The 26,068-nt window shown below is 67.8% G+C and carries 22 protein-coding genes and 1 pseudogene; 20 read left to right on the forward strand and 3 right to left on the reverse strand.

The genetic code is table 11. From position 1 onward, the window contains the following. Nucleotides 1–28 precede the first annotated feature (28 nt). The 9 genes from DK389_RS26130 to DK389_RS26170 all read left to right on the forward strand — a co-directional run bounded on the left by DK389_RS26130 (nt 29) and on the right by DK389_RS26170 (nt 10,380). The gene (locus DK389_RS26130) at nt 29–1,429 is read left to right on the forward strand and encodes a TolC family outer membrane protein (protein ID WP_322947237.1); all 1,401 of its coding nucleotides are present in this window, start codon (nt 29–31) and stop codon (nt 1,427–1,429) included. A 210-nt stretch (nt 1,430–1,639) separates the two neighbouring features. Beyond that, nucleotides 1,640–2,182 carry a PopZ family protein gene (locus DK389_RS26135; protein WP_109896850.1) on the forward strand — a complete coding sequence of 181 codons (543 nt, stop codon included), beginning with the start codon at nt 1,640–1,642 and terminating at the stop codon, nt 2,180–2,182. Between the two features lie 89 nt (nt 2,183–2,271). After that, nucleotides 2,272–4,995, forward strand: coding sequence for a valine--tRNA ligase (locus DK389_RS26140; protein ID WP_109894069.1), 2,724 nt, complete (start codon nt 2,272–2,274; stop codon nt 4,993–4,995). Between the two features lie 190 nt (nt 4,996–5,185). After that, nucleotides 5,186–6,727: a Do family serine endopeptidase gene (locus DK389_RS26145; RefSeq protein WP_109894071.1), complete on the forward strand. Its 1,542-nt coding sequence runs from the start codon at nt 5,186–5,188 to the stop codon at nt 6,725–6,727. A gap of 373 nt (nt 6,728–7,100) precedes the next feature. After that, a complete protein-coding gene (locus DK389_RS26150; protein ID WP_109894073.1) occupies nt 7,101–7,997 on the forward strand; it encodes an aldo/keto reductase in 897 nt (298 codons plus the stop codon). A gap of 48 nt (nt 7,998–8,045) precedes the next feature. Next, the gene (locus DK389_RS26155; RefSeq protein WP_109894075.1) at nt 8,046–8,507 is read left to right on the forward strand and encodes a hypothetical protein; all 462 of its coding nucleotides are present in this window, start codon (nt 8,046–8,048) and stop codon (nt 8,505–8,507) included. Nucleotides 8,508–8,539: 32 nt separating this feature from the next. Then, nucleotides 8,540–9,040 (forward strand): hypothetical protein, encoded by a 501-nt coding sequence (locus DK389_RS26160; RefSeq protein WP_109894077.1) that lies wholly within the window; start codon nt 8,540–8,542, stop codon nt 9,038–9,040. Nucleotides 9,041–9,049: 9 nt separating this feature from the next. Next, nucleotides 9,050–9,919 (forward strand): 3-deoxy-8-phosphooctulonate synthase, encoded by an 870-nt coding sequence (gene kdsA / locus DK389_RS26165; RefSeq protein ID WP_109894079.1) that lies wholly within the window; start codon nt 9,050–9,052, stop codon nt 9,917–9,919. Between the two features lie 161 nt (nt 9,920–10,080). Continuing rightward, nucleotides 10,081–10,380 (forward strand): hypothetical protein, encoded by a 300-nt coding sequence (locus DK389_RS26170; RefSeq protein ID WP_109894081.1) that lies wholly within the window; start codon nt 10,081–10,083, stop codon nt 10,378–10,380. 59 nt (nt 10,381–10,439) lie between these two features. Here the strand turns inward: DK389_RS26170 and queF are convergent, their stop codons facing one another. Next, complete coding sequence (gene queF / locus DK389_RS26175; RefSeq protein WP_109894083.1) at nt 10,440–10,922, reverse strand: preQ(1) synthase; 483 nt, start codon at nt 10,920–10,922, stop codon at nt 10,440–10,442. A gap of 229 nt (nt 10,923–11,151) precedes the next feature. On the opposite strand from queF, the gene eno reads away from it, so the two are divergent. From eno to DK389_RS26220, 10 genes are all read left to right on the forward strand, one after another. After that, nucleotides 11,152–12,441, forward strand: coding sequence for a phosphopyruvate hydratase (gene eno, locus DK389_RS26180; RefSeq protein WP_109894085.1), 1,290 nt, complete (start codon nt 11,152–11,154; stop codon nt 12,439–12,441). A 73-nt stretch (nt 12,442–12,514) separates the two neighbouring features. Further along, complete coding sequence (locus tag DK389_RS26185; protein ID WP_109894087.1) at nt 12,515–12,826, forward strand: FtsB family cell division protein; 312 nt, start codon at nt 12,515–12,517, stop codon at nt 12,824–12,826. 183 nt (nt 12,827–13,009) lie between these two features. Then, nucleotides 13,010–14,083, forward strand: a complete 1,074-nt coding sequence (gene pdhA / locus DK389_RS26190; RefSeq protein ID WP_109894089.1) for a pyruvate dehydrogenase (acetyl-transferring) E1 component subunit alpha — start codon at nt 13,010–13,012, stop codon at nt 14,081–14,083. A 64-nt stretch (nt 14,084–14,147) separates the two neighbouring features. Beyond that, a complete protein-coding gene (locus DK389_RS26195) occupies nt 14,148–15,599 on the forward strand; it encodes a pyruvate dehydrogenase complex E1 component subunit beta (RefSeq protein ID WP_109894091.1) in 1,452 nt (483 codons plus the stop codon). A 1-nt stretch (nt 15,600) separates the two neighbouring features. Next, on the forward strand, nt 15,601–15,885 hold the full coding sequence (locus tag DK389_RS26200) for a DUF5076 domain-containing protein (protein WP_109894093.1): 285 nt from the start codon (nt 15,601–15,603) through the stop codon (nt 15,883–15,885). Between the two features lie 49 nt (nt 15,886–15,934). Next, the gene (locus DK389_RS26205; RefSeq protein WP_109894095.1) at nt 15,935–17,359 is read left to right on the forward strand and encodes a pyruvate dehydrogenase complex dihydrolipoamide acetyltransferase; all 1,425 of its coding nucleotides are present in this window, start codon (nt 15,935–15,937) and stop codon (nt 17,357–17,359) included. 13 nt (nt 17,360–17,372) lie between these two features. Continuing rightward, nucleotides 17,373–18,812, forward strand: a complete 1,440-nt coding sequence (lpdA, locus tag DK389_RS26210) for a dihydrolipoyl dehydrogenase (RefSeq protein ID WP_109894097.1) — start codon at nt 17,373–17,375, stop codon at nt 18,810–18,812. A gap of 634 nt (nt 18,813–19,446) precedes the next feature. Next, nucleotides 19,447–19,680, forward strand: a complete 234-nt coding sequence (locus DK389_RS26215) for a hypothetical protein (protein WP_109894099.1) — start codon at nt 19,447–19,449, stop codon at nt 19,678–19,680. Nucleotides 19,681–20,023: 343 nt separating this feature from the next. Beyond that, nucleotides 20,024–20,284 carry a DUF6894 family protein gene (locus DK389_RS32950; protein WP_162560871.1) on the forward strand — a complete coding sequence of 87 codons (261 nt, stop codon included), beginning with the start codon at nt 20,024–20,026 and terminating at the stop codon, nt 20,282–20,284. A gap of 378 nt (nt 20,285–20,662) precedes the next feature. Continuing rightward, nucleotides 20,663–21,076, forward strand: a complete 414-nt coding sequence (locus DK389_RS26220) for a hypothetical protein (protein WP_109894101.1) — start codon at nt 20,663–20,665, stop codon at nt 21,074–21,076. Between the two features lie 455 nt (nt 21,077–21,531). Here the strand turns inward: DK389_RS26220 and DK389_RS26225 are convergent. Together DK389_RS26225 and DK389_RS26230 are read right to left on the reverse strand one after the other, a co-directional pair. After that, nucleotides 21,532–22,589, reverse strand: a protein-coding gene (locus DK389_RS26225; protein WP_109888638.1) for an IS630 family transposase whose coding sequence is annotated in 2 segments (ribosomal slippage) — nt 21,532–22,097 and nt 22,097–22,589 — 1,059 coding nt in all. Because the reading frame shifts where the segments join, the coding sequence is not laid out codon by codon here. Nucleotides 22,590–22,759: 170 nt separating this feature from the next. Then, a complete protein-coding gene (locus DK389_RS26230; protein WP_162560872.1) occupies nt 22,760–24,025 on the reverse strand; it encodes a MoaD/ThiS family protein in 1,266 nt (421 codons plus the stop codon). An 87-nt stretch (nt 24,026–24,112) separates the two neighbouring features. Between DK389_RS26230 and DK389_RS26235 the strand changes: the two are divergent. Beyond that, nucleotides 24,113–25,370: pseudogene (locus DK389_RS26235) on the forward strand (IS3 family transposase). Nucleotides 25,371–26,068 lie beyond the last annotated feature (698 nt).

Below are 26,068 nucleotides of genomic sequence, written 5' to 3' on the forward strand. Positions count from 1 at the left end.
ATCCGGTTCTTTCGAGAAACCGCAAGGGCTGACCGACGTGAGAGAACGCAAACCTGCGACGCGCCCCAGGCTCCGGCTGGCCGGTCTGACGGTCGCGGCCGGCCTCGCGGCCATGGACCCGGCCAGCGCCGAGACGCTGGAGAGCGCGCTGTCCCGCGCCTACGGCGGCAATCCGGTGCTGAATGCCGGCCGTGCGGGCGTTCGCGTCCGGGACGAGGACGTCGCGCAGGCCCAGGCCGGGTATCGCCCGCAGGTCGCGATCTCGGCCGATATCGGCGTCTCGAAGTTCGAGGGCCGGTTCAGCGGCGCCAACATCAACCAGACGACCCTGCCCGGCGGCGCCGGCATCACCGTCAACCAGACCCTGTTCAACGGCTTCCAGACCGACAACCGCACCCGCGGCGCCGAATCGCGCGTGCTGCAGGAGCGCGAGACCCTGCGCTTCACCGAGCTGACGACGCTGTTCAACGCCGCCCAGGCGTACATGAACGTCCTCAGCGACACGGCGAGCCTGGAGCTGCAGCGCAACAACGTCGAGGTGCTGGAGGAGCAGCTCCGCCAGACCCGCGACCGCTTCAACGTCGGCGAGGTCACCCGCACCGACGTCGCCCAGGCCGAGGCGCGCCTCGCCGGCGCCCGCGCCAGCGTCAGCGCCGCCGAGGCCCAGCTGCGCGCCAGCATCGGCATCTACCGGCAGGTCGTCGGCGTCGAGCCGCGCCAGCTCGCCCCCGGCCGTCCCCTCGACCGGTTCGTTCCGGGCAGCCTCAACGCCGCGATCGACATCGGCCTCAAGGAGCACCCGCAGATCCTGTCGGCCATGCACGCCGTCGATTTCGCGGAGGCGCAGGTCAAGGTCGCGGAGGGCGCGCTCTACCCGACGGTCGGCCTGACCGGTCAGGTCAACCAGCGCTACGACCAGCAGCTCGCCAACTCGAACGGCGTCACCGCCGCGATCCTGGGGCAGGTGACGATCCCGATCTTCCAGGGCGGCGCCGAGTATTCCTCGATCCGCCAGGCCAAGGAGACGGTGGGGCAGGCCCGCATCCAGGTCGAGCAGGTCCGCGACCAGATCCGCGCGGCGACGGTCTCGGCCTGGGGCCAGCTCGAGGCGGCCAAGGCCCGCGTGATCGCCTCGCAGGCACAGGTCCAGGCCAACGAGGTGGCGCTCAACGGCGTGCGCGAGGAGGCCCGCGTCGGCCAGCGCACCACCCTCGACGTGCTGAACGCGCAGCAGGAATTGCTCAACGCCCGCGTGAACCTGATCCTGGCCCAGCGCGACCGGGTGATCTTCTCCTACGGCGTCGTCCAGGCGATCGGTCGCCTCACCGCGCGCTTCATCGCGCTGCCCGTGGCCGCCTACAGCGCCAAGACGCACTTCGATCAGGTCAAGGATCTCTGGTACGGCGTGCGCACGCCCGACGGCCGCTGAGGCGGACGGCAAGGACGCGCGGCCGGAAGGTATCCCGCGGAAGGTTTCCTGCGGCGAGGATTTGCGCTGGACTGTGTCGCGGACAGGCTTGCCGCGGCGCACAGGCGTGAAATACTCGCCCCGACCGTTTCAGATCTCTCACCCCGCCCGAGCGCCGTCCGCATGAGTGCAGCGAGCCCCAAGACGCAGGACAAGGCGGGCGAACCGTCGATGGAGGAGATCCTCGCCTCCATCCGCCGCATCATCGCCGACGATCAGGCCGCCAAGCCCGACGACGAGCCGGCGCCGCGCGCCGCCCCGACGCCTGAGAACGACGACGTGCTCGACCTCGCGGACGTGGCCGAGCCCGTCCGCAAGCCGCAGGCGGCCAAGCCCACGCCGATCGAGCCGGACCCGATCGACTTCGCCGACGAGCCCCTCGACTTCGACGCGATCGAGGTGGAGCCGGAGCCCGTGCGCGCCGCCGAGCCCCCGCGCGTGCAGGCGCCCCCGCCGGAGCCGCCGCGGGCCAGCCTGCACGACGCGCTCCTCGACGCGCAGGAGCCGCTGGTCTCGGCCGCGGCCGGCGCCAACGTGAGCCAGGCCTTCAACCTCCTCGCCCATACCGTGCTGAGCCAGAACAGCCGGACGCTCGAGGACATCGTCAAGGACATGCTCCGCCCGATGCTGAAGGCGTGGCTCGACGACAACCTGCCGGTGATGGTCGAGCGCCTGGTCCGCGCCGAGATCGAGCGGGTCTCCCGCGGACGCTGACCCCCTCATCGCGCGCCCGTGTTGACGCGGGCGCCCCGACGGGTTGAAAGCGGGCGCTCTCGTCGCCCGCAGGACCGGCCCGTATTCCGATGATGGACAAGACCTTCGATCCCGCCGCCGTCGAGGCGCGCATCGCCGCCGCCTGGGAGGCGGGGGAGGCCTTCCGGGCCGGGCGCCCCGAGCGGGCCGGAGCCGACCCCTACTGCATCGTGATCCCGCCGCCGAACGTGACGGGCACGCTCCACATGGGCCACGCCCTCAACAACACGCTGCAGGACATACTCTGCCGGTTCGAGCGCATGCGCGGCCGCGACGTCCTCTGGCAGCCGGGCACGGACCATGCCGGCATCGCGACCCAGATGGTCGTCGAGCGCAAGCTCGCCGAGACCGGCGCGCCCGACCGCCGGACGATGGGCCGCGAGGCCTTCGTCGAGCGGGTCTGGGCCTGGAAGGCGGAATCGGGCGGGGCGATCGTCAACCAGCTGAAGCGGCTCGGCGCCTCCTGCGACTGGTCGCGGGAGCGCTTCACCATGGACGAGGGCCTCTCGGCCGCCGTCCTCAAGGTGTTCGTGGATCTCCACGCGCAGGGGCTGATCTACCGCGACAAGCGCCTCGTGAACTGGGACCCGAAATTCCAGACCGCGATCTCGGATCTGGAGGTGCAGCAGGTCGAGGTGAAGGGCCATCTCTGGCACTTCGACTACCCGGTCGTCGACGGATCCGGCGCCGAGACGGGTGAGGTCGTCACCGTCGCCACCACCCGGCCCGAGACCATGCTCGGCGACACCGCGGTCGCGGTGCACCCGGAGGACGAGCGCTACACGGCCCTCGTCGGCAAGCGCGTGCGCCTGCCCCTCGTCGACCGCCTGATCCCGATCGTCGCCGACGAATATTCCGATCCGGAGAAGGGCACCGGCGCGGTCAAGATCACGCCGGCGCACGATTTCAACGATTTCGAGGTGGGCCGCCGCCACGGCTGCCGGCCGATCAACATCCTCGATCCGGAGGCCCGCCTCCTCCTCGACGGCAATGCCGACTTCCTGGCCGAGGCCGCGCCGGAGCCCGAGACGCTGGCGCTGCACGGGCTCGACCGGTTCGCGGCGCGCAAGGCCGTCGTCGCCCTGATGGAGGCGCGCGGGCGCCTGCGCGCCATCGAGCCGAACACCCACGCCGTGCCCCACGGCGACCGCTCGGGCGTCGTGATCGAGCCCTACCTCACGGACCAGTGGTACGTGAACGTGAAGCCGCTCGCCGAGCGGGCGCTCCAGGCCGTGCGCGACGGCCAGACCCGCTTCGTGCCGGAGAATTACGAGAAGATCTTCTTCCAGTGGCTCACGAACATCGAGCCCTGGTGCATCTCCCGCCAGCTCTGGTGGGGCCACCAGATCCCAGTCTGGTACGACGCGGACGGCGGGATCTACGTCGCCGAGAGCGAGGCGGCGGCCGCGGCACAGGCGGAGAAGGCCCGCGGCGGCCCGGTGGCGCTGACCCGCGACCCGGACGTCCTCGACACGTGGTTCTCCTCGGCGCTGTGGCCGTTCTCGACGCTCGGCTGGCCCGAATCGACGCCCGAGCTCGCCCGCTTCTACCCGACGAACACCCTGGTGACGGGCAAGGACATCCTGTTCTTCTGGGTCGCCCGGATGATGATGATGGGCCTGCACGTCACGGACCGGGTCCCCTTCGACACGGTCTACCTGCACACCCTCGTGCGCGACGAGAAGGGTGCCAAGATGTCGAAGTCGAAGGGGAACGTGGTCGATCCCCTCGGCCTGATCGACCAGTACGGGGCGGACGCGCTGCGCTTCACGCTGACCGCGATGGCGGCGCAGGGACGCGACATCAAGCTGAGCCTGCAGCGGGTCGAGGGCTACCGCAACTTCTCGACGAAGCTCTGGAACGCCGCCCGCTTCGCGGAGCTCAACGGCTGCCGGCTCGATCCGCGCTTCCGGCCGGAGGAGGCGCGATCGGTCCTGAACCGCTGGGCGCTCGGCGAGGCCGCGCGCGCGGTCGCCGAGGTGGGCGGCGCGCTCGAAGCCTACCGCTTCAACGACGCGGCGGCGGCCGCCTACCGCTTCGTCTGGAACATCTTCTGCGACTGGTACCTGGAGCTCGCCAAGCCCGTCCTGCAGGGGGAGGGGGCGGATCCCGAGGCCCGGGTCGAGACGCAAGGTACGGTCGCCTTCCTGATCGACCAGATCGCCAAGCTCCTGCACCCGTTCATGCCCTTCCTCACGGAGGAGCTCTGGGCGATCAAGGGCGCGGGGCTGGAGGGCAGGGGCCTCCTCGCGCTCGCCCCCTGGCCGCAGCTCGACGGCCTGGCCGATCCCGCCGCCGAGGCCGAGATCGGGTTCGTGGTCGATCTCGTCTCCGAGGTGCGCTCGGCCCGCTCCGAGACGAGCGTGCCGGCCGGCGCCCAGGTGCCCCTCGTCCTCGTCAACGCCGACGCGGCGGTGCGCGCCCGGATCGAGGCGTGGCGCGACACGCTGCTGCGCCTCGCCCGCCTCTCCGAGATCACCTTCGCGGAGGCCGCCCCGAGGAACTCCGTGCAGCTCCTCGTCCGCGGCAGCGTGGCCGCCCTGCCGCTCGAAGGCATCGTCGACCTCGACGCCGAGGTGGCGCGCCTGAGGAAGGAGGCGGCGAAGGCCGAGGGCGAGATCGGCAAGCTCGACGGCAAGCTCGGCAACGCCGACTTCCTCGCCCGCGCGCCGGAGGAGGTGGTGGACGAGATCCGCGAGCGGCGGGACGCCGAGGCCGCGCGGCTCGCCAAGATCCGGGAGGCGCTGGCCCGCCTGAGCGACGGGACGGTGTGAGGCAGGGCACGGTTGGGCCGATGCGGATCGAGCCCTCGGCCTGTCCGGGGCGGCTCACCCGTCGCGGCCCGGCCCCGCTCAACCTGACGAAACCGTAATCCCGCCGCCACGGGCGGGTGAGGCACGCCTCCCTAGGACAGGATCATCGCCCGCAGACGACGCGGCGCCGCCTGCCCCTCGGAGACCCCGGATGACCGACCTGTCCACCCCCCAGCCGACCCGCCGCTTCCGTCGCGGTGCCCTCGCCTCCGTCGCGGCCGCCGCCCTGGTGGCCGGCGGGGCCGTCGGTTCGAGCCTCGTGCAGAGCTCGACCCCCGCCTTCGCGCAGGCCCTGCCCAAGACCCCGATCGAGGCGCCGGAGCATCCGCCGGGCTCGTTCGCCAACATCGTCGACAAGGTGAAGCCCGGCGTCGTCTCGGTGCGGGTGAAGCTCGACGCCAGCGCCGCGTCCGACGACGATGACGGCCCCGGCCAGGGCCGCGGCCTGCAGAACGTGCCGCCGCAGCTGCGCGAGTTCTTCAAGCGCTTCGGCCAGAACGGCCAGGGCGGCGGCATGCAGGGCATGCCCCAGCGCCAGGGCCAGCGCGGCGCGGTGGGCTCCGGCTTCATCATCTCGGCCGACGGCTACGTGGTGACGAACAACCACGTCGTCGACAACGCCAAGACCGTGCAGGTCGTGCTCGACGACAGCCGCACCCTCGACGCCAAGGTGATCGGCAAGGATTCGAAGACCGACCTCGCCCTCCTGAAGATCACGGACGCGGGCACCTACCCCTACGTCCAGTTCGGCAAGGCGGCCCCGCGGGTCGGCGACTGGGTGGTGGCGATCGGCAACCCGTTCGGCCTCGGCGGCACCGTGACGGCGGGCATCGTCTCGGCCCGCGGCCGCGACATCGGCGCCGGCCCCTACGACGACTTCCTGCAGATCGACGCGCCGATCAACAAGGGCAATTCGGGTGGCCCGACCTTCAACGTCAACGGCGAGGTCGTCGGCGTGAACACGGCGATCGCCTCGCCCTCCGGCGGCAGCGTCGGCCTCGCCTTCGCGATCCCCGCCGAGACCGTGCAGGCGGTGGTCGAGCAGCTGCGCACGGACGGCAAGGTCGCCCGCGGCTATCTCGGGGTCCAGGTCCAGCCCGTGACCAAGGACATCGCCGACGGCCTCGGCCTCGACAAGCCGAAGGGCGCCCTCGTCGACCACGCCGAGAACGGCACGCCGGCCGCCAAGGCGGGCCTGAAGTCGGGCGACGTGATCGAGTCGGTCAACGGCAACGCGGTCAACGACGCCAAGGAGCTGTCCCGCAAGATCGCGGGGCTGAAGCCCGGCGCCAAGGTCGAGATCGCCTATCTGCGCGGCGGCAAGCAGGACACCGCGACGATCACGCTCGGCGCGCTGCCGACCGACACCAAGGTGGCGAGCCGCGGCGGCGACACCTCCGACGGCCAGCCCCGACTCGGCCTCAGCCTCGCGCCAGCCGCCGATGTCGGCCTCTCCGACGAGGGCGTGGTGGTGATGGAGGTCGATCCCGACGGGCCGGCGGCCGCCAAGGGCATCGAGCAGGGCGACGTCATCCTCGACGTCGCCGGCCAGAGCGTCACGAAGCCCTCCGAGGTCGCCGAGCGCATCCGCTCGGCCGAGTCGAGCGGCCGCAAGGCGGTGCTGATGCGCATCAAGAACCAGAAGGGCGTCACCCGCTTCGTCGCGGTCGCGCTCTCCAAGAGCGCGGGCTAGCCAAGAGCGCGGGCTAGTGCGACGCCCGGCCGCGGCGCGGCCGGGCCCGGCTCCAAGTCCTTGTCCGGTCTCGCGCTTTCCCGCCGGACCGGCCGTCCGTCCGGATGATCGCGCTCTACGCGGGCGTGGCCGATTCGTGATCGCTCCCTCCGCCTCATCCGGGCTCGGGACCGGCGCCCCTCTTCCGGTCCCTTCCACTGGCGTCGGTCCTCGCGGGCCGGCGCCTTTTTCACGCTCCGGTTGCGGGCAGGGGGCGGGGCAGGGGGCGCGGGCAATGGGCACGGGCCTGCCGGGCGCGGACCGGCGGGGCCGGCATGGCCGCGCCGCTCGGGCGCGCCATATGCCGGCCACCGAACCTCTCACGGAGTGTCCCATGCCCAGCGAGACGCCCTCCAGCAGGAACCCCTCCGGCACCTTCGCCATCGGCGGAGACCTCAGCGTCCACCGCCTCGGCTTCGGCGCCATGCGCATCACCGGCCCCGGCATCTGGGGCGAGCCGCCCTCCCGCGAGGCGGCGAAGGCGACGCTGGCGCGGGTGCCGGACCTCGGCATCGACCTGATCGACACCGCCGACAGCTACGGGCCCTTCGTCAGCGAGGACCTGATCCGCGAGGTGCTGCACCCGTATCCGGGCCTCGTCATCGCGACGAAGGGCGGCCTCACCCGGCACGGGCCGGATATCTGGCGCCCGGTCGGCAACCCGGACTACCTGCGCCAATGCGTGCTGATGAGCCTGCGCCGGCTCGGTCTCGCGCGCATCGACCTCTGGCAATTGCACCGGATCGGCCCCGATTGCCCGCGCGAGGTGCAGTTCGAGGCGATCGCGCGGATGCGCGAGGAGGGCCTGATCCGCCATGTCGGCCTGAGCGAGGTCTCGGTCGACGACATCGAGGCGGCGCAACGATTCTTCCCCGTCGCCACGGTGCAGAACCAGTACAACCTCGTCGACCGCACCAGCGAAGCCGTCCTCGACCATTGCACCGCGCAAGGCATCGGCTTCATTCCCTGGGCGCCGCTCGCCCGCGGGGCGCTGGCCCGCGAGGGCTCGGCGCTCGCCGAGATCGCCGGGCAGCACGAGGTCGGCGACGGAGCGGTGGCGCTCGCCTGGCTCCTCAAGCGCTCCCCCGTGATGCTGCCGATCCCCGGAACTGGCGACCCGGAGCACCTCGCCGACAACATGGCGGGCGCCGCCCTCACGCTCACGGACGCCGAGTTCGAGGCCCTCGACGGCCAGGGCCGCGCCGCCTGGGAGACGGGAGCGGCCGCCTAGCCCGATTCCTGCATGCGGCACGCGATGCCCCATCGAGACGGAGTGCGCATGCGCGCCGCGAGCCTCATCCCCACTCTCGGCCTTCTGGCCGGCCTGACGCCGATGGGCCTTGCGGCGCGTCCAGGCTGGATCTCGGGCACCTACGTCTATGCCGATCTCTGCACGCGCCCCGCGAGCGGCGACCTGTCCGGCCGCCGCATCACCCTGCGGCGCTCGCCGAACGGGGACGGCCTCGTCTACGAGGTCGGGCAGGGAACGGGGCTCGTGCCCGTGCAGGCCGCGCCGACCGTCGACGACGCGGCCCGGACCGTCGCCTTCACGGCGCAGACCGAGACGGGGCCGGTCTCCTTCGAGGGCACGCTCTCGGCTGATTCCCTGACGGGCACGCTGAGCGATGCCAGCGGCGCCCGCCCGCTGCGCCTGACCCGGGTGCTGCGCGCCGTCGCCCCCCGGACCTGTCTCGACCCGGCCGCGAGCGAGACGACCGGCTCCCTGTCGCCGACCCGCTGACGGGAGGCCGCGGGCGCGCTAGACCACGGGGCATGCGCGCCGCCCTCCTCGCCCTGCCTCTCGTCCTCGCCTGCGCCGGACCGGCCCGCGCCGATGCCTGCGACGCGCTCGCCGCGCGGATGATCCGCACCACCGGCGCCTCGATAGCGGGGCGGCAGGGGCCGCTCGCCGTGTTCCGCGCGGCCGATGCCGACCGGATGAGCCTCGATTGCCGCAAGCCCGCCCGGCTGGTCCTCGGCTCGCACGAGCGCGAGCCGGACCGCCGCTTCTTCATCCTGGTCGGGCTCGCCGCCGAGGGTCTTGCCGGCGCCCCCCAGGCGGCGGCGACCGTTCGCGCCCTGCAGTTGCATCAGGATTCGCTCCTGACGGGCGCGCCGCAGGAGGGAATCGTCGGGCGGGCGCGCCTGCGCTGCGAGACGGGCCCGCGCGCGGACGGCCTCGTTGGGAACCTCTCGGTCTGCGTGCTGCGGCCCCGCGAGCCGGCGATCCTGCGCAGCCGGGCCGGCCTTTCGTCCGCCGCATCGGCGGGCTAGACCGCGCCCATGTCGAGCCCGAACGCCGCCCCTTCCGCCCCGCCAGCGCCGGTCACCGTCCGCGTGGGCGACGTCGCCTTCGCCAACGACCGGCCCTTCGCCCTGATCGCCGGCCCCTGCCAGCTCGAAGGGCGCGAGCACGCGCTCGAGATCGCCGCCGCCCTCAAGGAGATGGCTGGGCGCCTCGGCATCGGCCTCGTCTTCAAGGCCTCCTTCGACAAGGCGAACCGCACCTCGGCGGGCTCGGCCCGTGGCCTCGGGCTCGCCGGGGCGCTCCCGATCTTCGCCGAGATCAAGGAGCGGTTCGGCCTGCCCGTGCTCACCGACGTGCACGAGGCGGATCATTGCGCTGCCGCCGCCGAGGTGGTCGACATCCTCCAGATCCCGGCCTTCCTCTGCCGCCAGACCGACCTTCTGCTGGCGGCCGCCGCCACGGGCCGCGTCGTCAACGTCAAGAAGGGCCAGTTCCTTGCCCCCTGGGACATGGCGCACGTCGCCGCCAAGGTGACGGGGACGGGCAACGGCAACGTCCTGGTGACGGAGCGGGGCGCCTCGTTCGGCTACAACACCCTGGTCTCCGACATGCGCAGCCTGCCCATCATGGCGCAGGTGACCGGCGGCCTGCCGGTGGTGTTCGACGCGACCCACTCGGTCCAGCAGCCGGGCGGGCAGGGGGCGACCTCGGGCGGCCAGCGGGAATTCGTCGCCGTCCTTGCACGCGCGGCGGTCGCGGTCGGCGTGGCGGGCCTGTTCATCGAGACGCATCCCGACCCCGACCGGGCCCCCTCCGACGGCCCGAACATGGTGGCGCTGAGGGACATGCCGGCGCTTCTCGAAACCCTCGGCGCCTTCGACCGGGTGGCGAAGGGGCGGGGCTGAGACGGGCCGAGCCTGGCGCGGACGGCGAGCGCCAGTTTTCGCCGGATGAGGCCGGGTGTCTCCGCAAGGAACGCCTCAGCTTCGTCCCGGCTTTTCGGGGAACGACTTGGCCGCGAGGACGTTTGAAACTCCAATCGTGTCATCGATCACGAAAGGATATCATGCGCAAGCTCGCACTCATCTCCGCTGTCGCCCTCTCTGTTGGCGCCATGGCCGCCACCTCTGCCGATGCCCGTCCGCGCGGCCACGGCTACGGCTACGGCCATAATCACGCCTACGGCTACGGGAACGGCTATCGCGGCCGCCGCGGCATCGGCACGGGCGCGGCCGTCGGCCTCGGCATCGCGGGCCTCGCCGCCGGTGCGATCGCCGCGGGCGCGACGCGTGACGCCTATTACCGCGATGGCTATTACGATCGCGGCTACGGCCCGGGCTACGGCGCCTACGGCTACGGCTACTGAGCCACGCGACAGAGATTGCACGAGGGCGGCCGGGGTGACCCGGCCGCCCTTCTTTTGCGTCAGCGTGCCCGGTAGGGCGGGACGCCCGGATCGGGCAGCCAGACGGATTTCGGAGGCTCGCCCGTCTGCCAGAACACGTCGATCGGGATGCCGCCGCGCGGGTACCAGAAGCCGCCGATCCGCAGGTAGCGGGGCTCCAGCAGCGTCGTCAGCCGCTTGCCGATCGCGACCGTGCAATCCTCGTGGAAGGCGCCGTGGTTGCGGAAGCTCGTGAGGTAGAGCTTCAGCGACTTCGACTCGACCAGCCAGCGGTCCGGCACGTAATCGATCACCAGGATCGCGAAATCGGGCTGCCCCGTCACCGGGCAGAGCGAGGTGAATTCCGGCGCGGTGAAGCGGGCGAGGTAATCCGTATCGACGTGCGGGTTCGGCACCCGGTCGAGGCGGGCCTCCTCGGGCGAGGTGGGCTGCGGCGTCGCCTGCCCGAGCTGCAGGTCCGACGCGGCCGCGTCGGTGATGTCGTTCGTCAGGTCGTTCGTCATGGACCGCCCTATACCCCTCGGGCCGGGTCAGCGCATCCCCGCCCGCCTGCGCCTCATCCCTGCCGAGCCGAAGCCCCCGCGGGCGCTTGCCCGTCGCTCTCCGTTGACGGATAAGCCCGATCGCCGATTCCCGCGCTTCGGCCTGCGGCGCCCGCCAGCCTGTGGCACCCGCATCGGACCGAACCGGGGCTGGACGATTCAGCCCGCCGCCTCGAGAGGGGGACCATAGATGACCGCGATCACCAACATCGCCGCCCGCGAGATCCTGGACAGCCGGGGCAACCCCACCGTCGAGGTCGACGTGCTCCTCGAGGACGGCTCCTTCGGCCGCGCTGCGGTGCCCTCGGGCGCCTCGACCGGCGCCCACGAGGCGGTGGAGCTGCGCGACGGCGACAAGGCCCGCTTCTCCGGCAAGGGCGTGCGCAAGGCCGTCAACGCCGTGCAGACCGAGATCCTCGACGCGATCGGCGGCATGGACGCGGAGGATCAGGTCGCCATCGACGAGGCGATGATCGAACTCGACGGCACCCCGAACAAGGCACGCCTCGGCGCCAACGCCATCCTCGGCGTCTCGCTCGCCGTGGCCAAGGCCGCGGCCGAGGCCTCCGGCCTGCCCCTCTACCGCTACATCGGCGGCGTGCAGGGGCGGCTGCTGCCGGTGCCGATGATGAACATCATCAACGGCGGCGCCCACGCCGACAACCCGATCGACTTCCAGGAATTCATGATCATGCCGGTGGGCGCCTCCTCGCTCGCCGAGGCCGTGCGTATGGGCTCGGAGGTGTTCCACACCCTCAAGAGCGCGCTCAAGAAGGCCGGCCACAACACCAATGTCGGCGACGAGGGCGGCTTCGCCCCGAACCTCCCCTCGGCCGAGGCCGGCCTCGACTTCGTGATGGAATCGATCCAGGCGGCGGGCTTCAAGCCCGGCACCGACGTGGTGCTAGCGCTCGACTGCGCGGCGACCGAATTCTTCAAGGACGGCGCCTACCATTACGAGGGCGAGGGCCGCACCCGCGACATCGCGGCCCAGGTCGACTACCTCGCCGAGCTCGTCGCCAAGTACCCGATCGTCTCGATCGAGGACGGCATGTCGGAGGACGACTGGGAGGGCTGGAAGCTCCTGACGGACAAGGTCGGCGATCGCTGCCAGCTCGTCGGCGACGACCTGTTCGTCACGAACGTCGAGCGCCTGTCGCGCGGCATCGAGACCGGCACGGCAAACTCGATCCTCGTGAAGGTCAACCAGATCGGCTCGCTCACCGAGACGCTGGCGGCCGTCGATATGGCCCAGCGCGCCGGCTACACGGCGGTGATGTCCCACCGCTCCGGCGAGACCGAGGATTCGACCATCGCCGACCTCGCGGTCGCGACGAATTGCGGGCAGATCAAGACGGGCTCGCTCGCTCGCTCGGACCGGCTGGCGAAGTACAACCAGCTGATCCGCATCGAGGAGGGACTTGGGCCGCAGGGACGCTACGCCGGCCGCGCCGCTCTCAAGCAGCTCGCGAGCCGCTGACGGACGCCATCGATCGGGCAGGGCGCCCGCCGCCCTGAAGCCTTTGTTAACCTTGCGCGGCGATGGTCGGCCCATGGTCGTCCGCCGCCGCGTCAGATCCGTCCTCATGCCGCTCGGTCTCTGGACCGTGTCGGCCCTCGTCGTGAGCTACTTCGTCCATCAGGCGGAGAACGGCAGCCGCGGCCTCGAGGCCAAGCGCGCCGTCAAGGAGCAGGCCTTCGGGCTGATCCGCGAACTCGCCACCGTCAAGGCCGACCGGGCGATCTGGGAACACCGCGTCGCCCTCCTGCGCAGCGAGCAGATCGATCGCGACCTCTTGGAGGAGCGGGCCCGCGTCGTGCTCGGCCGCGTCCACGCCAACGATGTCGTGATCATCGACCCCTGATCCGGCGCCGGTCCCGCGCATTCGGCAACGTGCGGCAGCAGCCTCGCAGAATTACTCAACTCAAGATCGCAATGGTGTCGCGGCCCTCTGACAAGAGCGCGGCGCTGTCAGAGGGGCGGCCCTCGCTTTCCGGCAGACCCTGCACTAAACCGTGGCTGAGAGACAGATCACGGGAGGTCGCCGATGGATGCCGCGAAAGAAGCGGGGCAGCCGAAACCCGATGAGGCGCAGTCCGAGGCGAAGGGCTCTCCGGAAGCCGCCCACCGGCCCGCACCGAACGCGCCGCAATTCACCCGCGACGAGGATCTCCACGCCTACCACGAGATGCTGCTGATCCGCCGCTTCGAGGAGAAGGCGGGCCAGCTCTACGGCATGGGCCTGATCGGCGGTTTCTGCCATCTCTACATCGGCCAGGAGGCCGTGGTCATCGGCATGCAGATGGCCTCGGAGGAAGGTGATCAGGTGATCACGGGATACCGGGATCACGGCCACATGCTCGCTTGCGGCATGGACCCCAAGGGCGTGATGGCCGAGCTGACCGGGCGCCGCGGCGGCTACTCGCGCGGCAAGGGCGGCTCGATGCACATGTTCTCCCGCGAGAAGCAGTTCTTCGGCGGCCACGGCATCGTCGGGGCGCAGGTCTCGCTCGGGACCGGCCTCGGCTTCGCCGACGCCTACCGGAAGAACGGCAAGGTCAGCCTCACCTACATGGGGGACGGTGCAGCCAACCAGGGCCAAGTCTACGAGAGCTTCAACATGGCGGCCCTCTGGAAGCTGCCCGTCGTCTACGTGATCGAGAACAACCGCTACGCGATGGGCACCTCGGTCGTCCGCGCCTCGGCCCAGACGGATTTCTCGAAGCGCGGCCTCTCCTTCGGCATCCCCGGCGAGCAGGTGGACGGGATGGACGTGCGCACCGTGCGCGAAGCGGCGGCGCGCGCCATCCAGCACGCCCGCACGGGCGAGGGCCCCTACATCCTTGAGATGCAGACCTACCGCTACCGCGGCCATTCCATGTCCGACCCGGCGAAGTACCGCTCGAAGGACGAGGTCTCGAAGATGCGCGAGGAGCACGACCCGATCGAGATGGTGCGCAAGCGCCTGATCGAGCTGCACGGCGTGCCCGATGGCGACCTGAAGGCCACCGACGCCAAGGTGCGCGAGATCGTCAACGATTCCGCCGAGTTCGCCACCCACGATCCCGAGCCCGATCCCTCGGAGCTCTGGACCGACATCCTCTTGGAGGCGCGCGCCTGACGGCGCGCCGCCCCGCTTCGCCCTCAGGCCGCCGCGCCAGACGCCCCTCCGACAGAGTCCTTCCATGGCGACCGACATCCTCATGCCCGCGCTCTCCCCGACCATGGAGGAGGGCAAGCTTGCCAAGTGGCTCAAGAAGGAGGGCGACGCGGTCAAGTCCGGCGACGTGCTGGCCGAGATCGAGACCGACAAGGCCACGATGGAGGTCGAGGCCATCGACGAGGGCGTGCTCGCCAAGATCCTGATCGAGGAGGGCACCGAAGGCGTCGCCGTCAACACGCCGATCGCGATCATCGCGGAGGAGGGCGAGGACGTCTCGGCGGCCGCGGCCTCGGGCGGCAAGCCGAAGGGCAACGGCGCCGACACGGGCGGCCAGCCGGCGCCCGCCCCCGACATGCAGGCCGAGGGCCAGGCGAGCAAGCCCGCTCCCGAGGCCAAGAGCGGCGAGGACGCGCCGCGCGCGCCCGCCGCTCCCGCCACCATCACCAACAAGGCTCCCGCCCCGGTGATGGAGGAATTCCCCGCCGGCACCGAGATGGTGACGACGACGGTGCGCGAGGCGCTCCGCGACGCGATGGCCGAGGAGATGCGCCGGGACGAGGACGTCTTCGTGATGGGCGAGGAGGTCGCCGAGTACCAGGGCGCCTACAAGATCACGCAGGGCCTGCTGCAGGAATTCGGCGCGCGGCGCGTGGTCGACACGCCGATCACCGAGCACGGCTTCGCCGGCATCGGCGTCGGCGCGGCCTATACGGGCTTGAAGCCGATCGTCGAGTTCATGACCTTCAACTTCGCCATGCAGGCGATCGACCACATCATCAACTCCGCCGCCAAGACCCTGTACATGTCGGGCGGCCAGCTCGGCTGCCCGATCGTGTTCCGGGGGCCGAACGGCGCCGCCGCCCGCGTCGGCGCCCAGCACAGCCACGACTACGCCGCCTGGTACTCGAACGTGCCCGGGCTCAAGGTGATCGCGCCCTACACGGCCTCCGACGCCAAGGGGCTGCTCAAGGCCGCGATCCGCGACCCGAACCCGGTGATTTTCCTCGAGAACGAGATCCTCTACGGCCAGTCCTTCCCGGTGCCGAAGCTCGACGACTTCGTGCTGCCGATCGGCAAGGCACGGATCCACCGCCAGGGCTCGGACGTCACGATCGTCTCCTTCGCGATCGGCATGACCTACGCGCTCAAGGCCGCGCAGGCGCTCGCCGAGCAGGGGATCGAGGCCGAGGTGATCGACCTGCGCACGATCCGCCCGATGGACACCGACACGGTGGTCGAGTCCGTGAAGAAGACCGGCCGCTGCATCACCGTGGAGGAGGGCTTCCCGCAATCGGGCGTCGGCGCCGAGATCGTGGCGCGCCTGATGGTCGATGCCTTCGACTACCTCGACGCACCGGTCCTGCGCATCACCGGCAAGGATGTGCCGATGCCCTATGCGGCGAACCTCGAGAAGCTCGCGCTGCCCACCGTGGCCGAGGTGGTCGAGGCGGCGAAAAGCGTCTGCTACAAGTAAGATGAAGGACTTCCAGGAACTCTCCCCGCCCCCCGACGCCCTCGAGAAGGGCGGCGTCGAGGTCCTGCGCGCGAGCGTCGTCGACGGCGCGGTCAGCATCGCCCTGCGCCGCTCCTTCGACGATCCCTTCACCTGGGGCGTGCTGCTGATCGACCTCGCCCGCCACGCGGCCCGGATCTACGCGCTCGAGACCGGCCTCACGGAGGAGGAGGCCTTCGCGCAGATCCGGGAAGGCCTCGCCTCCGGCGGCAGCGAGGATCCCGAGCCCGGCGCCGCCCTCAACTGACCGCTCACGCACTCATTCCAGGCCCCTGGCCGCTCAGGATCATCACGCGATGCCCATCAACGTCCTGATGCCCGCCCTCTCACCCACGATGGAGAAGGGCAACCTCGCCAAGTGGCTGAAGAAGGAGGGCGATGCGGTCAAGTCCGGCGACGTGCTGGCCGAGATCGAGACCGACAAGGCCACGATGGAGGTCGAGGCCATCGACGAGGGCGTGCTCGCCAAGATCCTGGTGCCCGAGGGCACGGCGGACGTGCCGGTCAACGACCTCATCGCGCTGATCGCCGCCGAGGGTGAGGATCCGGGCAGCGTCCAGGCCCCGTCGGGCGGTGGCGCGGCCCCGGCCGCGGCGAAGGAAGCCCCGAAGACGGACGCGTCCCCTGCCTCCCAGAACACCACGCCCGGCGGCGGCCACATGAGCTACGAGCGGGTGAACGAGGCGCCGGGCGGCGCCGTGCCCGGGGCGAGGGGCGACGGCGTTGCGCAGGCCGCGCCCGCGGGCGGGCGTGTCTTCGCCTCGCCGCTGGCGCGCCGCATCGCCAAGCAGGAGGGCATCGACCTCGCAGGCGTGCAGGGCTCGGGCCCGCACGGGCGGGTGATCGAGCGGGACGTGCGCGCGGCCGCCGCGAACGGCACGGGCAAGGCCGCGGCCGCCAAGCCCGCCGAGGCCCCGGCCGGGAAGCCCGCCGTCGCGGCAGCGCCCGCCCCGAAGGCAACCGCGAGCGCGCCGTCGGGCCTCAGCCTCGATCAGGTCCGCGGCTTCTTCGACAAGGGCGCCTACGAGGAGGTGCCCCTCGACGGGATGCGCAAGACCATCGCCAAGCGCCTCACCGAGGCGATGCAGGTGGCCCCGCACTTCTACCTCACCGTCGATTGCGAGCTCGACGCGCTGATGCGCCTGCGCGAGCAGCTGAATTCCAGCGCCGGCAAGGACAAGGACGGCAAGCCGCTCTTCAAGCTCTCGGTGAACGACTTCGTCATCAAGGCGATGGGCCTCGCGCTGATGCGCGTGCCGGCGGCGAACGCCGTCTGGGCCGAGGACAGAATCCTGCGCTTCAACAACGCGGAGGTCGGCGTCGCGGTCGCGATCGACGGCGGCCTGTTCACTCCCGTGATCCGCAGGGCCGACCAGAAGACGCTCTCGACGATCTCGAACGAGATGAAGGACTTCGCCGCCCGCGCCCGGGCCAAGAAGCTGAAGCCCGAGGAATACCAGGGCGGCGTCACCTCGGTCTCGAATCTCGGCATGTTCGGCATCAAGCACTTCACCGCCGTGATCAACCCGCCCCAATCGACGATCCTGGCGGTCGGCGCCGGCGAGAAGCGGATGGTGGTGAAGGGGGACGCTCCGGCCGTGGTGCAGGTGATGACCTGCACCCTCTCCTGCGATCACCGCGTCCTTGACGGCGCGCTCGGCGCCGAGCTGATCGCCGCCTTCAAGAGCCTGATCGAGAACCCGATGGGCATGCTGGTCTGAGCCGGAGCGCACGATGTCCGACACCTACGACGTCCTCATCATCGGCGCCGGGCCCGGCGGCTACGTCACGGCGATCCGCTCGGCGCAGCTCGGTTTCAAGACCGCGGTGGTCGATCGCGAGCACCTCGGCGGCATCTGCCTGAACTGGGGCTGCATCCCGACGAAGGCCCTGCTGCGCTCCGCCGAGATCTACCACTACATGCAGCACGCCACCGATTACGGCCTCTCGGCGGAGAAGGTCGGGTTCGACGCGGCCGCCATCGTCAAGCGCTCGCGCGGCGTCTCGGGCCGGCTCAACGGCGGCGTCGGCATGCTGCTCAAGAAGAACAAGGTCGACGTCATCTGGGGCGAGGCCGCGATCGATTCCCCGGCCAAGGGCAACCAGCCGGGGCAGGTCACCGTCAGGGAGACGAAGCGCGCCGAGGCGCCGAAGGGGGCCAAGGGCGCGGGCACCTATCAGGCCAAGCACATCATCGTGGCCACCGGTGCGCGCCCGCGCGCCATCCCCGGCATCGAGCCGGACAAGAAGCAGATCTGGACCTACTACGAGGCGATGGTGCCGGAGGCGATGCCGAAGAGCCTCCTCGTGATGGGCTCGGGCGCCATCGGCATCGAGTTCGCCTCGTTCTATCGCACCATGGGCGCCGAGGTGACCGTGGTGGAATTGCTGCCGCAGATTCTGCCGGTCGAGGACGCCGAGATCGCCGGGCTCGCCCGCAAGCGCTTCGAGAAGCAGGGCATCAAGATCCTCACCGGGGCCAAGGTGACCAAGGTCGAGAAGAGCGCCGATTCGGTGACCGCGACGGTCGAGGCGGCGGACGGCAAGTCCCAGACCATCACGGCGGAAAAACTGATCTCGGCGGTCGGCGTCGTCGGCAACATCGAGAACCTGGGCCTCGAGAAGCTCGGCGTGACGATCGACCGGGGCATCGTCGTCACCGACGGGCTCGGCCGCACCAACGTGCCGGGCATCTACGCGATCGGCGACGTGGCCGGCCCACCAATGCTTGCCCACAAGGCCGAGCACGAGGGCGTCATCTGCATCGAGACCATCAAGGGCCTGCACACGCACCCGATGGACAAGGGCAAGATCCCGGGCTGCACCTATTGCCAGCCGCAGATCGCGAGCGTGGGACTGACCGAGGCTAAGGCCAAGGAGCAGGGCTTCTCGGTCAAGGTCGGCCGCTTCCCCTTCGCGGGCAACGGCAAGGCGATCGCCCTGGGCGAGCCGGATGGGCTGATCAAGACGGTATTCGACGCCAGGACCGGCCAGCTGCTCGGCGCCCACATGGTCGGGGCGGAGGTCACCGAGCTGATCCAGGGCTACGTCGTGGCGATGACGCTGGAGACCACCGAAGAAGAGCTGATGCACACGGTCTTCCCGCACCCGACGCTCTCGGAGATGATGCACGAGAGCGTGCTCGACGCCTATGGCCGGGTGATCCACACCTGATCTTTGGGTTGACCAAAAGCCTCGCTGGAACAAGCTGTTAACGGCAGCAGCCTAGCGGGGCTCAGTCTCTATGGTCAAGCCAGGGAGGGCGCTTGGTGCCTCTCTGAGCAGCCCGCCGTGTGCCAAGATTGTGCCAGCGATAACGGTGAGGGAAGGGCGTCAGGTGACTGAAGACAAGCAATCCAACCACCGCAGGTCGCGCTTCTGAACGCCAACCTCAGCTACTTGAGGAGCCCCAGGCTCACCGAGAGTGACGTGCGGCCCCCACAAGGCTTGTCGTCGCGATCACACAGCCGAGCCCGAGAAGGCAGAAGAAACCCAGGACGTGTGCCGGGCGCCCCCGTGCGAGAAGTACAGCCACAACCAGCAAGGTTATGAAAAGGCCAGTGAGTACGCTCATAGGGTCCTCTCCTCACATGTGCCTGGAGGAGCCTAGAGCCGCTTACGGCCAAGACAACTGCAAAGGTTAATAGCGGCCCACAGGCTGCCCACAGGTTATCCGCAGCCTATTCGCAGGGTGTAAAGGGCCTCTGTGGTGCTCCGGTCCCCGATATCCACAACCCTATCGGTGCCGGTAACCGAACGTTAACCCCGCAAGTGTGTTCTCATTCCGTTCTCAGATGGGAGCACATCGATGCTGAAGGCTGAAGCGCTCGCTACCCCGGCCACGGAGGTTCCTGCTGGTCCGGTGGAGGAGATTGCCCAGGCGTACCTCAGGACAGCCTATGGCGACGCTGGGGTGGCCCTCAGGTGCGCCATCACGGATGCGCTCGCTAATCTGCTTGAGGCTGAGTGCCGGGAAAAGAACAGGGAACGCCTGATCAGCGTCGGGTACGTTCGGGTTGGGCTGCGCCGGATGCATCAGTAGTCAGCATGGCACGCAGGCTTGGCAAGCGTGTCCACGCCGCAACAAGCGCCGTCCTAACGGATACATTCACGTACCACCTGGCACCCTGCGTATCCGGAGCGAAGAAAGCGGCGGTCAATGGGTAACCAGCTAAGGGTCTATCGTTGATGCGCTTTTCGGGCCGCACCATCCGTATGGCGATGGGCTGGAAAGGGTTAACCCACCTTATCTAGTACCATTCCGCACGGTCAACATAGGTTGATCCTGCCAAATTCATCATTCATATGATCGTTACGGCGCCTGATTCGTCTGGCCCCGGGTATAGTTCCACACAAATCCCAGTCCATATCTGAAAGGTCATTGAATGGCCAGGTATTTCTTTGATGTTAGCGATGCCGATTTCACGACTTATGACTATGATGGTACTGAGTTTTTAGACTTGAATACTGCTTTGGACGAGGCGCTTCGTTCGGCTTGCGAGATTGCTGCCGACCAACCTCAGAGATATACTCTGAGAAATCTTGAGGTGCGCATCCGCGACGAATCGAGGAACGTTGTTTGTTCGTGCTCCGTCAAACTTTCTGTTGTGGGCCATGGTGCTAACAAGCTCCTCACAGCAGCCTGAATCTACAATGACCGACTGCGAAATAGCTCTCCATGATCACTCGATCATCCTGCCGTTCTTGATAGTGGGGAGAGGATGATCTCTCAACATCACCCCGTGGCGCCATAGCCGAGCGACAAGACAATCTGGGCTGATCCCTGGGCTTTGCCTTGGTGCTGCTGGTGGTCGAGCCTTAGTGAAGGGAAGTGGGCAATGAAGGAGGCGGTGTGGGGACCGGCTCTGCAACCATCAGCCCGTTCGGTCTAGCCTTTAGGTCACCCTGTAGTTGTCGGGCAACGCAGACCCGAACGTGCGCTCACTGACGTGGGGCAACCTTCGCTGAAACCGTCTGGTCAGCGCCCGCGTTTGGTGCGGCAATTCACACGACCGAGCACCGGCATGATGCGTATCACCTTCGCGTTTGCAGCCCTTCTGATCGCCTCCGGAAGCCCGTTCGCAGAGGAGGTTCAGTACTACTGCGCGGAAGAAGGCAGGGTTGCACTTGCCCATCAAGGCAATGACACCGCACCCGTGAAGCAGGACGCGCAGCGGTTTAGCATCGACATTGATGACGAGACGGTGTTCATCAAAGATGCCTACACGGGTATATACCGCTGCGCCCCTATTGATGGTGCCGGTTCGAGTGCGTTGTATTGCCGGTCCCCGGACCACAGAACTGTGTTCACGCTGGATTACGGAAGCCAGAAGTTCTCATTGGCTCGCCTGAACACCAGCGATGCTGCCCCTCCCTTCATGTCGACCGGTCAATGTTCCAAGCGGCAGGCAGCTAGCAACCCGCGCACGCCCGGCTGAGGGGAGTTGCGCTTGAACAGATGCTTTGAGCAACAACACCGATAGCAGCCCAGGATAACCCTGAGTCACTATCGGTTTTTTTCTTAGTCCCACGTCTCGGAGCCATCGGGGTTTATGGTGCTGATGCCTCTCCGACGCTGCGGAGCTTCCTCAGGTGGAGCATCCAGATTGAGGAGCACACCCTGCCTGCCTCGGCGGTCCTGGGTCCACAGGTTACCCTGAGAGTCAGAAAAGCCTGTGGTCCCATTGGAGCACGAGAGATGGCCTCCGTACTTGATGCGATCCGCAAAGGAGAGCTGGGTAAACAGGAGAAAAACAGAGACGAATGCTGCAGTCGCCTTCAAAGGAAAACTCCACACCCATGGCAGTTGGGACATGATACCTCTTCGGTGCTTCCGATTACAACATTGAAAGCATCGGCGGTTATAGTACGACCTTATACCAAGTCTCACTGATCAGCACTCATGAGCCCAGGTGCGTCGGCCGATGGAGACGATGTGCCAGGGCTCATCAATGAGCCTGTTCCAGGCATGGCAGCAGTGATCGACGATGTCGTCGTAGGAGCCGAAGATCCGGTTGCCGAGCCAGTTTTGGCGTAGAAACTGCCAGATGGCCTCGACCGGGTTCAGCTCAGGCGAGCGCGCCGGCAGCGGCATGAGGGTGAGATTGCCCGGCACGACAAGCTTCTTGGTGAGATGCCAGCCTGCTTGATCGAGCAGCAGGACGGCGTGAGCGCCCGGTGTGACATGCTGGGCGATCTCGGAGAGATGATGGTTCATCGCCTCGGTGGTGCAGCGTGGCATGACGAGACCGGCGCCCTTAGCGAGTGCAGGGCAGAGCGCTCCGAAGATGTAGGCGGATTCGGTACGCTGATCCTTCGGAGCTGCCGGCCGTGTGCCGCGGCGTGCCCATCGCCGGGTGATGGTGTTCTTCTGGCCGACACGGGCCTCATCTGAGAACCAGATCTCTATCGGCTTGCCGCCGGTTGCCTGCGCGATCTCTGCCAGATGGGCCGGGAAGTCTTTTTAAAAACCTCCGCCGCCTGCAGATCCTGGGCGTGGTGGCGAGGCCGCGCCGAGAGCTTACGGAAGCCCATGGCGCGCAGGACGCGGCTCAGCGTCTGCTCGGAAACCGAGACACCGTGGTCCTCACACAGGATCTGGGCCAGATCGACCAGGCGCCAGCGCACCACACCGTGGGCAGCTGGCGTCGGGCCTTGCTCCACCATGGCCCGCAGCGCCTCGCATTGGGCCGCATTCAGGCGCGGGCGCGCACCGGGCGCTTTGCCGTCGATCAGGCCGTCAGGTCCCCGTGTGTTGAAGGCCAGCACCCAATCGCGCACGGTCTGCAGCCCGACCCCGCCGATCTGCGCCGCCTCCGAGCGCGATCGGCCGGCATAGATGGCTGAGAGTGCCAGGAGACGGCGTGTCTGGGCTGGAGTCCGTGAGGTCTTGGCGAGCGCGCGCAGCCTCGGCGCATCGAAATCTGACCGGAGCGGCACGGGAGCGGCCATCACATCCTCCTCGGGCAACCACGCCCAGAGAAGGAATCACACCCGGGTTCGCTGGGCTACTCACCCCACGTGAGTCACCCTCACCGAGGACTGGTATTAGTGTAACTTATTCACAACAGTGCGTCTCGATCAATTATGCAGCAATGCAGCAGAGGCGGGGTCGATTTAGTTCAAGCAATCAATAGCCCCTTAGTTGCCCTAGGAAGCCCGCAGACAACCTTCGTCACTACAGGCAGCCTCGCTCCCACGATCTCCTCTGAAGCCGCCTCCAGGGCCCTCTGAGCAGCCTCCTGCTGACTCACCGCCACCATGAGCCCATCGTGCATCCCCAGGGCCACCACGCCCTGCATCATGAGCCGATCCAAGGCGCCGATCAGGATTCGGCTTTCGGTGTGCATCAAGGCGTAGCCCACCGTGGTCTGGAACAATGGCGCAAGGGCTGGGTGCTTGGCTTCCAGGGCAGCCCTCAGGTGCTTGTGGTTCGTTCCAGGGGGCAGCTTCGCCTTGATCTCAGAGCAGTCAGCAGCACCACCAAACAGAAGAGCGCTGAAGCCGTTCTTCACGCCATCTCGGTGCAGATCGTTGTGGTAGCCGGGAAGGAAACCGGAAAGGTCATAGGCGTCGTCCTCAGGCATCTCCTGGCCCACATGGAGATAAGCAAGGCGGGCAAAGGCATTCTTGAGGTCGAGGTCAGCGACAGGCTCACCACCAATGCGAAGGCCATCCCTGCGCTCGCGCTTTAGCTGCTGCCAGAACCCACCGAAGAGCCGGCCCCCGAGGTCCCACCGGACATCCTTACGGCTCAGCAGGGAGAACCGGCGCTGCATAGTGCGGTCCTCGGTGCAGACCTGAGGCGAGAGCCCATCGTCCACGAACGAGATATCAGCCTCTCTCAGGAACGCGTTGAGCTTCCTAAGCCACTCACGGCGAGCAATGGTCTCAGCAGTGTCGGTGTAATCGATCCACTCAGGAATCTTCCGCCACACTACTCCCTCGCTCGTGTGAGCCAAACCCTTAGACTTGTGGCTGAGGATGATGACCTCTTCATTAGGGTCTCTGCCAAAATCCTCTATGGTGATGCTGTGCTGATCCACCAAAGATAGAAACCAGTCTCTTGGCTCTATCGTTGAGGTCTCCGATCTGTGGCGTCCCTTGGTTAGCTGGAGAATGTTTCCGTCTAGAAGATTGATGACCTTCCTGAGATTGGTGACAGCCAGCAAAGGGTGCTGGTAGCGAAGTCGCTTAGTCCCTGTGTTCATTGGAACCACAAGACGACCAGAGTCGGTAGGGCGAAGGACCATGTAGGCGAGATTTGCAATGACTGCCTCGATAGCTCGATCATAGGCAGCCTGGGCTTTATCGTTTCTCTTGCGCTGCCTCTTGGGCTCAAGGTGGCTTAGGTGCGTCTTGGTCGATCCAATTAGGAGCTTCAGCATCTCACCTTCTGCGACAAGCTGAAGTAGCCCCCTAAATGACCGGACACGGGCTCACGCTTGTGGAAGTGTGTGCCTATGACCGATCCTATGGTGAGTTTTAACGATCCGCCCCGCGCCGAGCGCGTCGAGGTGATCACCTCCGTCCAGCGCCGGCGGCACTGGACCACGCAGGAGAAGGTGCGCCTCGTCGAGGAGACGTATCTGCCCGGCCAGTCTGTCTCGCTCGTCGCCCGCCGCCACGGGCTGAACGCCAACCAGCTGTTCACGTGGCGTCGGCTGATGGCGCGCGGCGCCCTCACGGCCGCCGGGGCCGGCGAGGAGGTGGTGCCAGCCTCCGAGCTTCGCGCTGCCCTGCAGCAGATCCGCGAGCTACAGCGGCTCCTGGGCAAGAAGACGCTGGAAACCGAGATCTTGCGCGAGGCGATGGAGCGGGTCGCCGCCCCCAAAAAGTTGCCGCTGCGCATGACCTCGTGGCTGGGGGACGGCCGGTGAGCGCGGTGGCTTCGGCTTTGGGCTTATCGCGCCCGCACCTCGCCTCCTCCCGGCAGACGGCCCCGCCCGGAAGCCCATAGCGCGACGCGGTCGTCCGCCTGCACCCGACGCCGAGCTGCTCGGCGCGATCCAGGCGCTCATCGCGGATCTGCCGACCTACGGCTATCGGCGCGTCCACGCCCTCTTGCGCCGGCAGGCCGAGCGGGACGGCCGGCCTGCGCCGAACGTGAAGCGCGTCTACCGAGTCATGAAGGCGCACGACCTCCTGCTTCAGCGACACGCGGGCGGAGCCGAGACGCGCCGTCATGAGGGCAAGGTGGCGGTGGCCGTCCGCAACACGCGCTGGTGCTCGGACGGGCTAGAGATCGCGGCGGAGAACGGTGAGAGGGTGCGGGTCGCCTTCGCGCTCGACTGCTGTGACCGGGAGGCGATGAGCTACGTGGCAACCACGGCGGGCATCACGGGCGAGGACGTCCGCGACCTGATGGTGGCGGCCGTCGAGCATCGCTTCGGGCCAGTCAACCAGCTGCCGAGCCTGATCGAGTGGCTGACCGACAACGGCAGCTGCTACTTGGCCCGCGACACGCGCCGCTTCGCTCGCGACCTCGGATTGGTGCCGAAAACGACGCCGCTGGAGAGCCCTCAGAGTAATGGCATGGCCGAGGCGTTCGTGCGGACCTTGAAGCGCGACTACGTGCGCGTCTCGATCCTGCCGGATGCTGAAAGCGTGCTGCGCCAGCTTCCCGTTTGGCTGGCGCACTACAACGACCTTCACCCTCATCGCGCGCTGGGCTACCGCTCGCCGCGCGAGTTCATCGCCCGATCAACCCAGGAGACCGTGTCCGGTCTTTAGGGGGCAACAACACAAGCCAATGGTCCAGCCATCGCTCCTTGTCTGGCTTGATTGGTTCTACGATCCCATCCTCATTGTCAGGATCGTTATTAGGCCCATAGGGACCCATAGCCTCTAGAGGGCTAATGCTATCCTTAGGTATGTATCTACATGTTATATCCATAAAGGTTCACCTCTAGGTACTGTATGGAAAGACGGTAAGAGAAAAGGGGATCACACGTGCGCTGTTGATCTGATTGGACACATGCTCTGATGATATCTGTATGGAGAGGCCGTCAGTTGGCCCAGGATGCCTGTGGAGGCTGTATGGCGTTCACGTGCGACTTGTGGCGCTCCATGCCGATCAAGAGCCCTACAAGCCTTTTCTGCCGATTGCGGCTGTCGCGTTCAGGGTTGATCGAACAACGTCGAAGTGGGTCCCTATTGCGCGCCGATTGATTGCACGGGCTTTCCAGGCCCTCAGGAGCCCGCTTGAGCCTCTTGAGCAATCTTAGCAGCCTCGCCAGCATCCAGCGGGTAACTGGCGTCCTGAGGCTTCCCTGTGGGCGACTGGGCCACTTTCTGGGTCTGCAGTGCTTGCGTTCTACGGCAGCGTGCTTTCTTCATGGGCTATCCTTATTGCGGCATAATCCGATCCATCTGAGCACGAGTTGGCATGATAAGTCTGTCGGCCCGGCGTATCGGTTCGACCAGCAGAT

It is taken from the genome of Methylobacterium durans (assembly GCF_003173715.1).
GTDB classification, from domain to species: domain Bacteria; phylum Pseudomonadota; class Alphaproteobacteria; order Rhizobiales; family Beijerinckiaceae; genus Methylobacterium; species Methylobacterium durans.

Excerpts from the sequence above, each read along its gene's own strand:
- DK389_RS26135 (WP_109896850.1), top strand. The coding sequence starts at position 1,640 with ATGGAGGAGATCCTCGCCTCCATCCGCCGCATCATCGCCGACGATCAG.
- DK389_RS26140 (WP_109894069.1), top strand. The coding sequence starts at position 2,272 with ATGATGGACAAGACCTTCGATCCCGCCGCCGTCGAGGCGCGCATCGCC.
- DK389_RS26145 (WP_109894071.1), top strand. The coding sequence starts at position 5,186 with ATGACCGACCTGTCCACCCCCCAGCCGACCCGCCGCTTCCGTCGCGGT.
- DK389_RS26150 (WP_109894073.1), top strand. The coding sequence starts at position 7,101 with ATGCCCAGCGAGACGCCCTCCAGCAGGAACCCCTCCGGCACCTTCGCC.
- DK389_RS26155 (WP_109894075.1), top strand. The coding sequence starts at position 8,046 with ATGCGCGCCGCGAGCCTCATCCCCACTCTCGGCCTTCTGGCCGGCCTG.
- DK389_RS26160 (WP_109894077.1), top strand. The coding sequence starts at position 8,540 with ATGCGCGCCGCCCTCCTCGCCCTGCCTCTCGTCCTCGCCTGCGCCGGA.
- kdsA (WP_109894079.1), top strand. The coding sequence starts at position 9,050 with ATGTCGAGCCCGAACGCCGCCCCTTCCGCCCCGCCAGCGCCGGTCACC.
- DK389_RS26170 (WP_109894081.1), top strand. The coding sequence starts at position 10,081 with ATGCGCAAGCTCGCACTCATCTCCGCTGTCGCCCTCTCTGTTGGCGCC.
- queF (WP_109894083.1), bottom strand. The coding sequence starts at position 10,922 with ATGACGAACGACCTGACGAACGACATCACCGACGCGGCCGCGTCGGAC.
- eno (WP_109894085.1), top strand. The coding sequence starts at position 11,152 with ATGACCGCGATCACCAACATCGCCGCCCGCGAGATCCTGGACAGCCGG.
- DK389_RS26185 (WP_109894087.1), top strand. The coding sequence starts at position 12,515 with ATGGTCGTCCGCCGCCGCGTCAGATCCGTCCTCATGCCGCTCGGTCTC.
- pdhA (WP_109894089.1), top strand. The coding sequence starts at position 13,010 with ATGGATGCCGCGAAAGAAGCGGGGCAGCCGAAACCCGATGAGGCGCAG.
- DK389_RS26195 (WP_109894091.1), top strand. The coding sequence starts at position 14,148 with ATGGCGACCGACATCCTCATGCCCGCGCTCTCCCCGACCATGGAGGAG.
- DK389_RS26200 (WP_109894093.1), top strand. The coding sequence starts at position 15,601 with ATGAAGGACTTCCAGGAACTCTCCCCGCCCCCCGACGCCCTCGAGAAG.
- DK389_RS26205 (WP_109894095.1), top strand. The coding sequence starts at position 15,935 with ATGCCCATCAACGTCCTGATGCCCGCCCTCTCACCCACGATGGAGAAG.
- lpdA (WP_109894097.1), top strand. The coding sequence starts at position 17,373 with ATGTCCGACACCTACGACGTCCTCATCATCGGCGCCGGGCCCGGCGGC.
- DK389_RS26215 (WP_109894099.1), top strand. The coding sequence starts at position 19,447 with ATGCTGAAGGCTGAAGCGCTCGCTACCCCGGCCACGGAGGTTCCTGCT.
- DK389_RS32950 (WP_162560871.1), top strand. The coding sequence starts at position 20,024 with ATGGCCAGGTATTTCTTTGATGTTAGCGATGCCGATTTCACGACTTAT.
- DK389_RS26220 (WP_109894101.1), top strand. The coding sequence starts at position 20,663 with ATGATGCGTATCACCTTCGCGTTTGCAGCCCTTCTGATCGCCTCCGGA.
- DK389_RS26230 (WP_162560872.1), bottom strand. The coding sequence starts at position 24,025 with ATGCTGAAGCTCCTAATTGGATCGACCAAGACGCACCTAAGCCACCTT.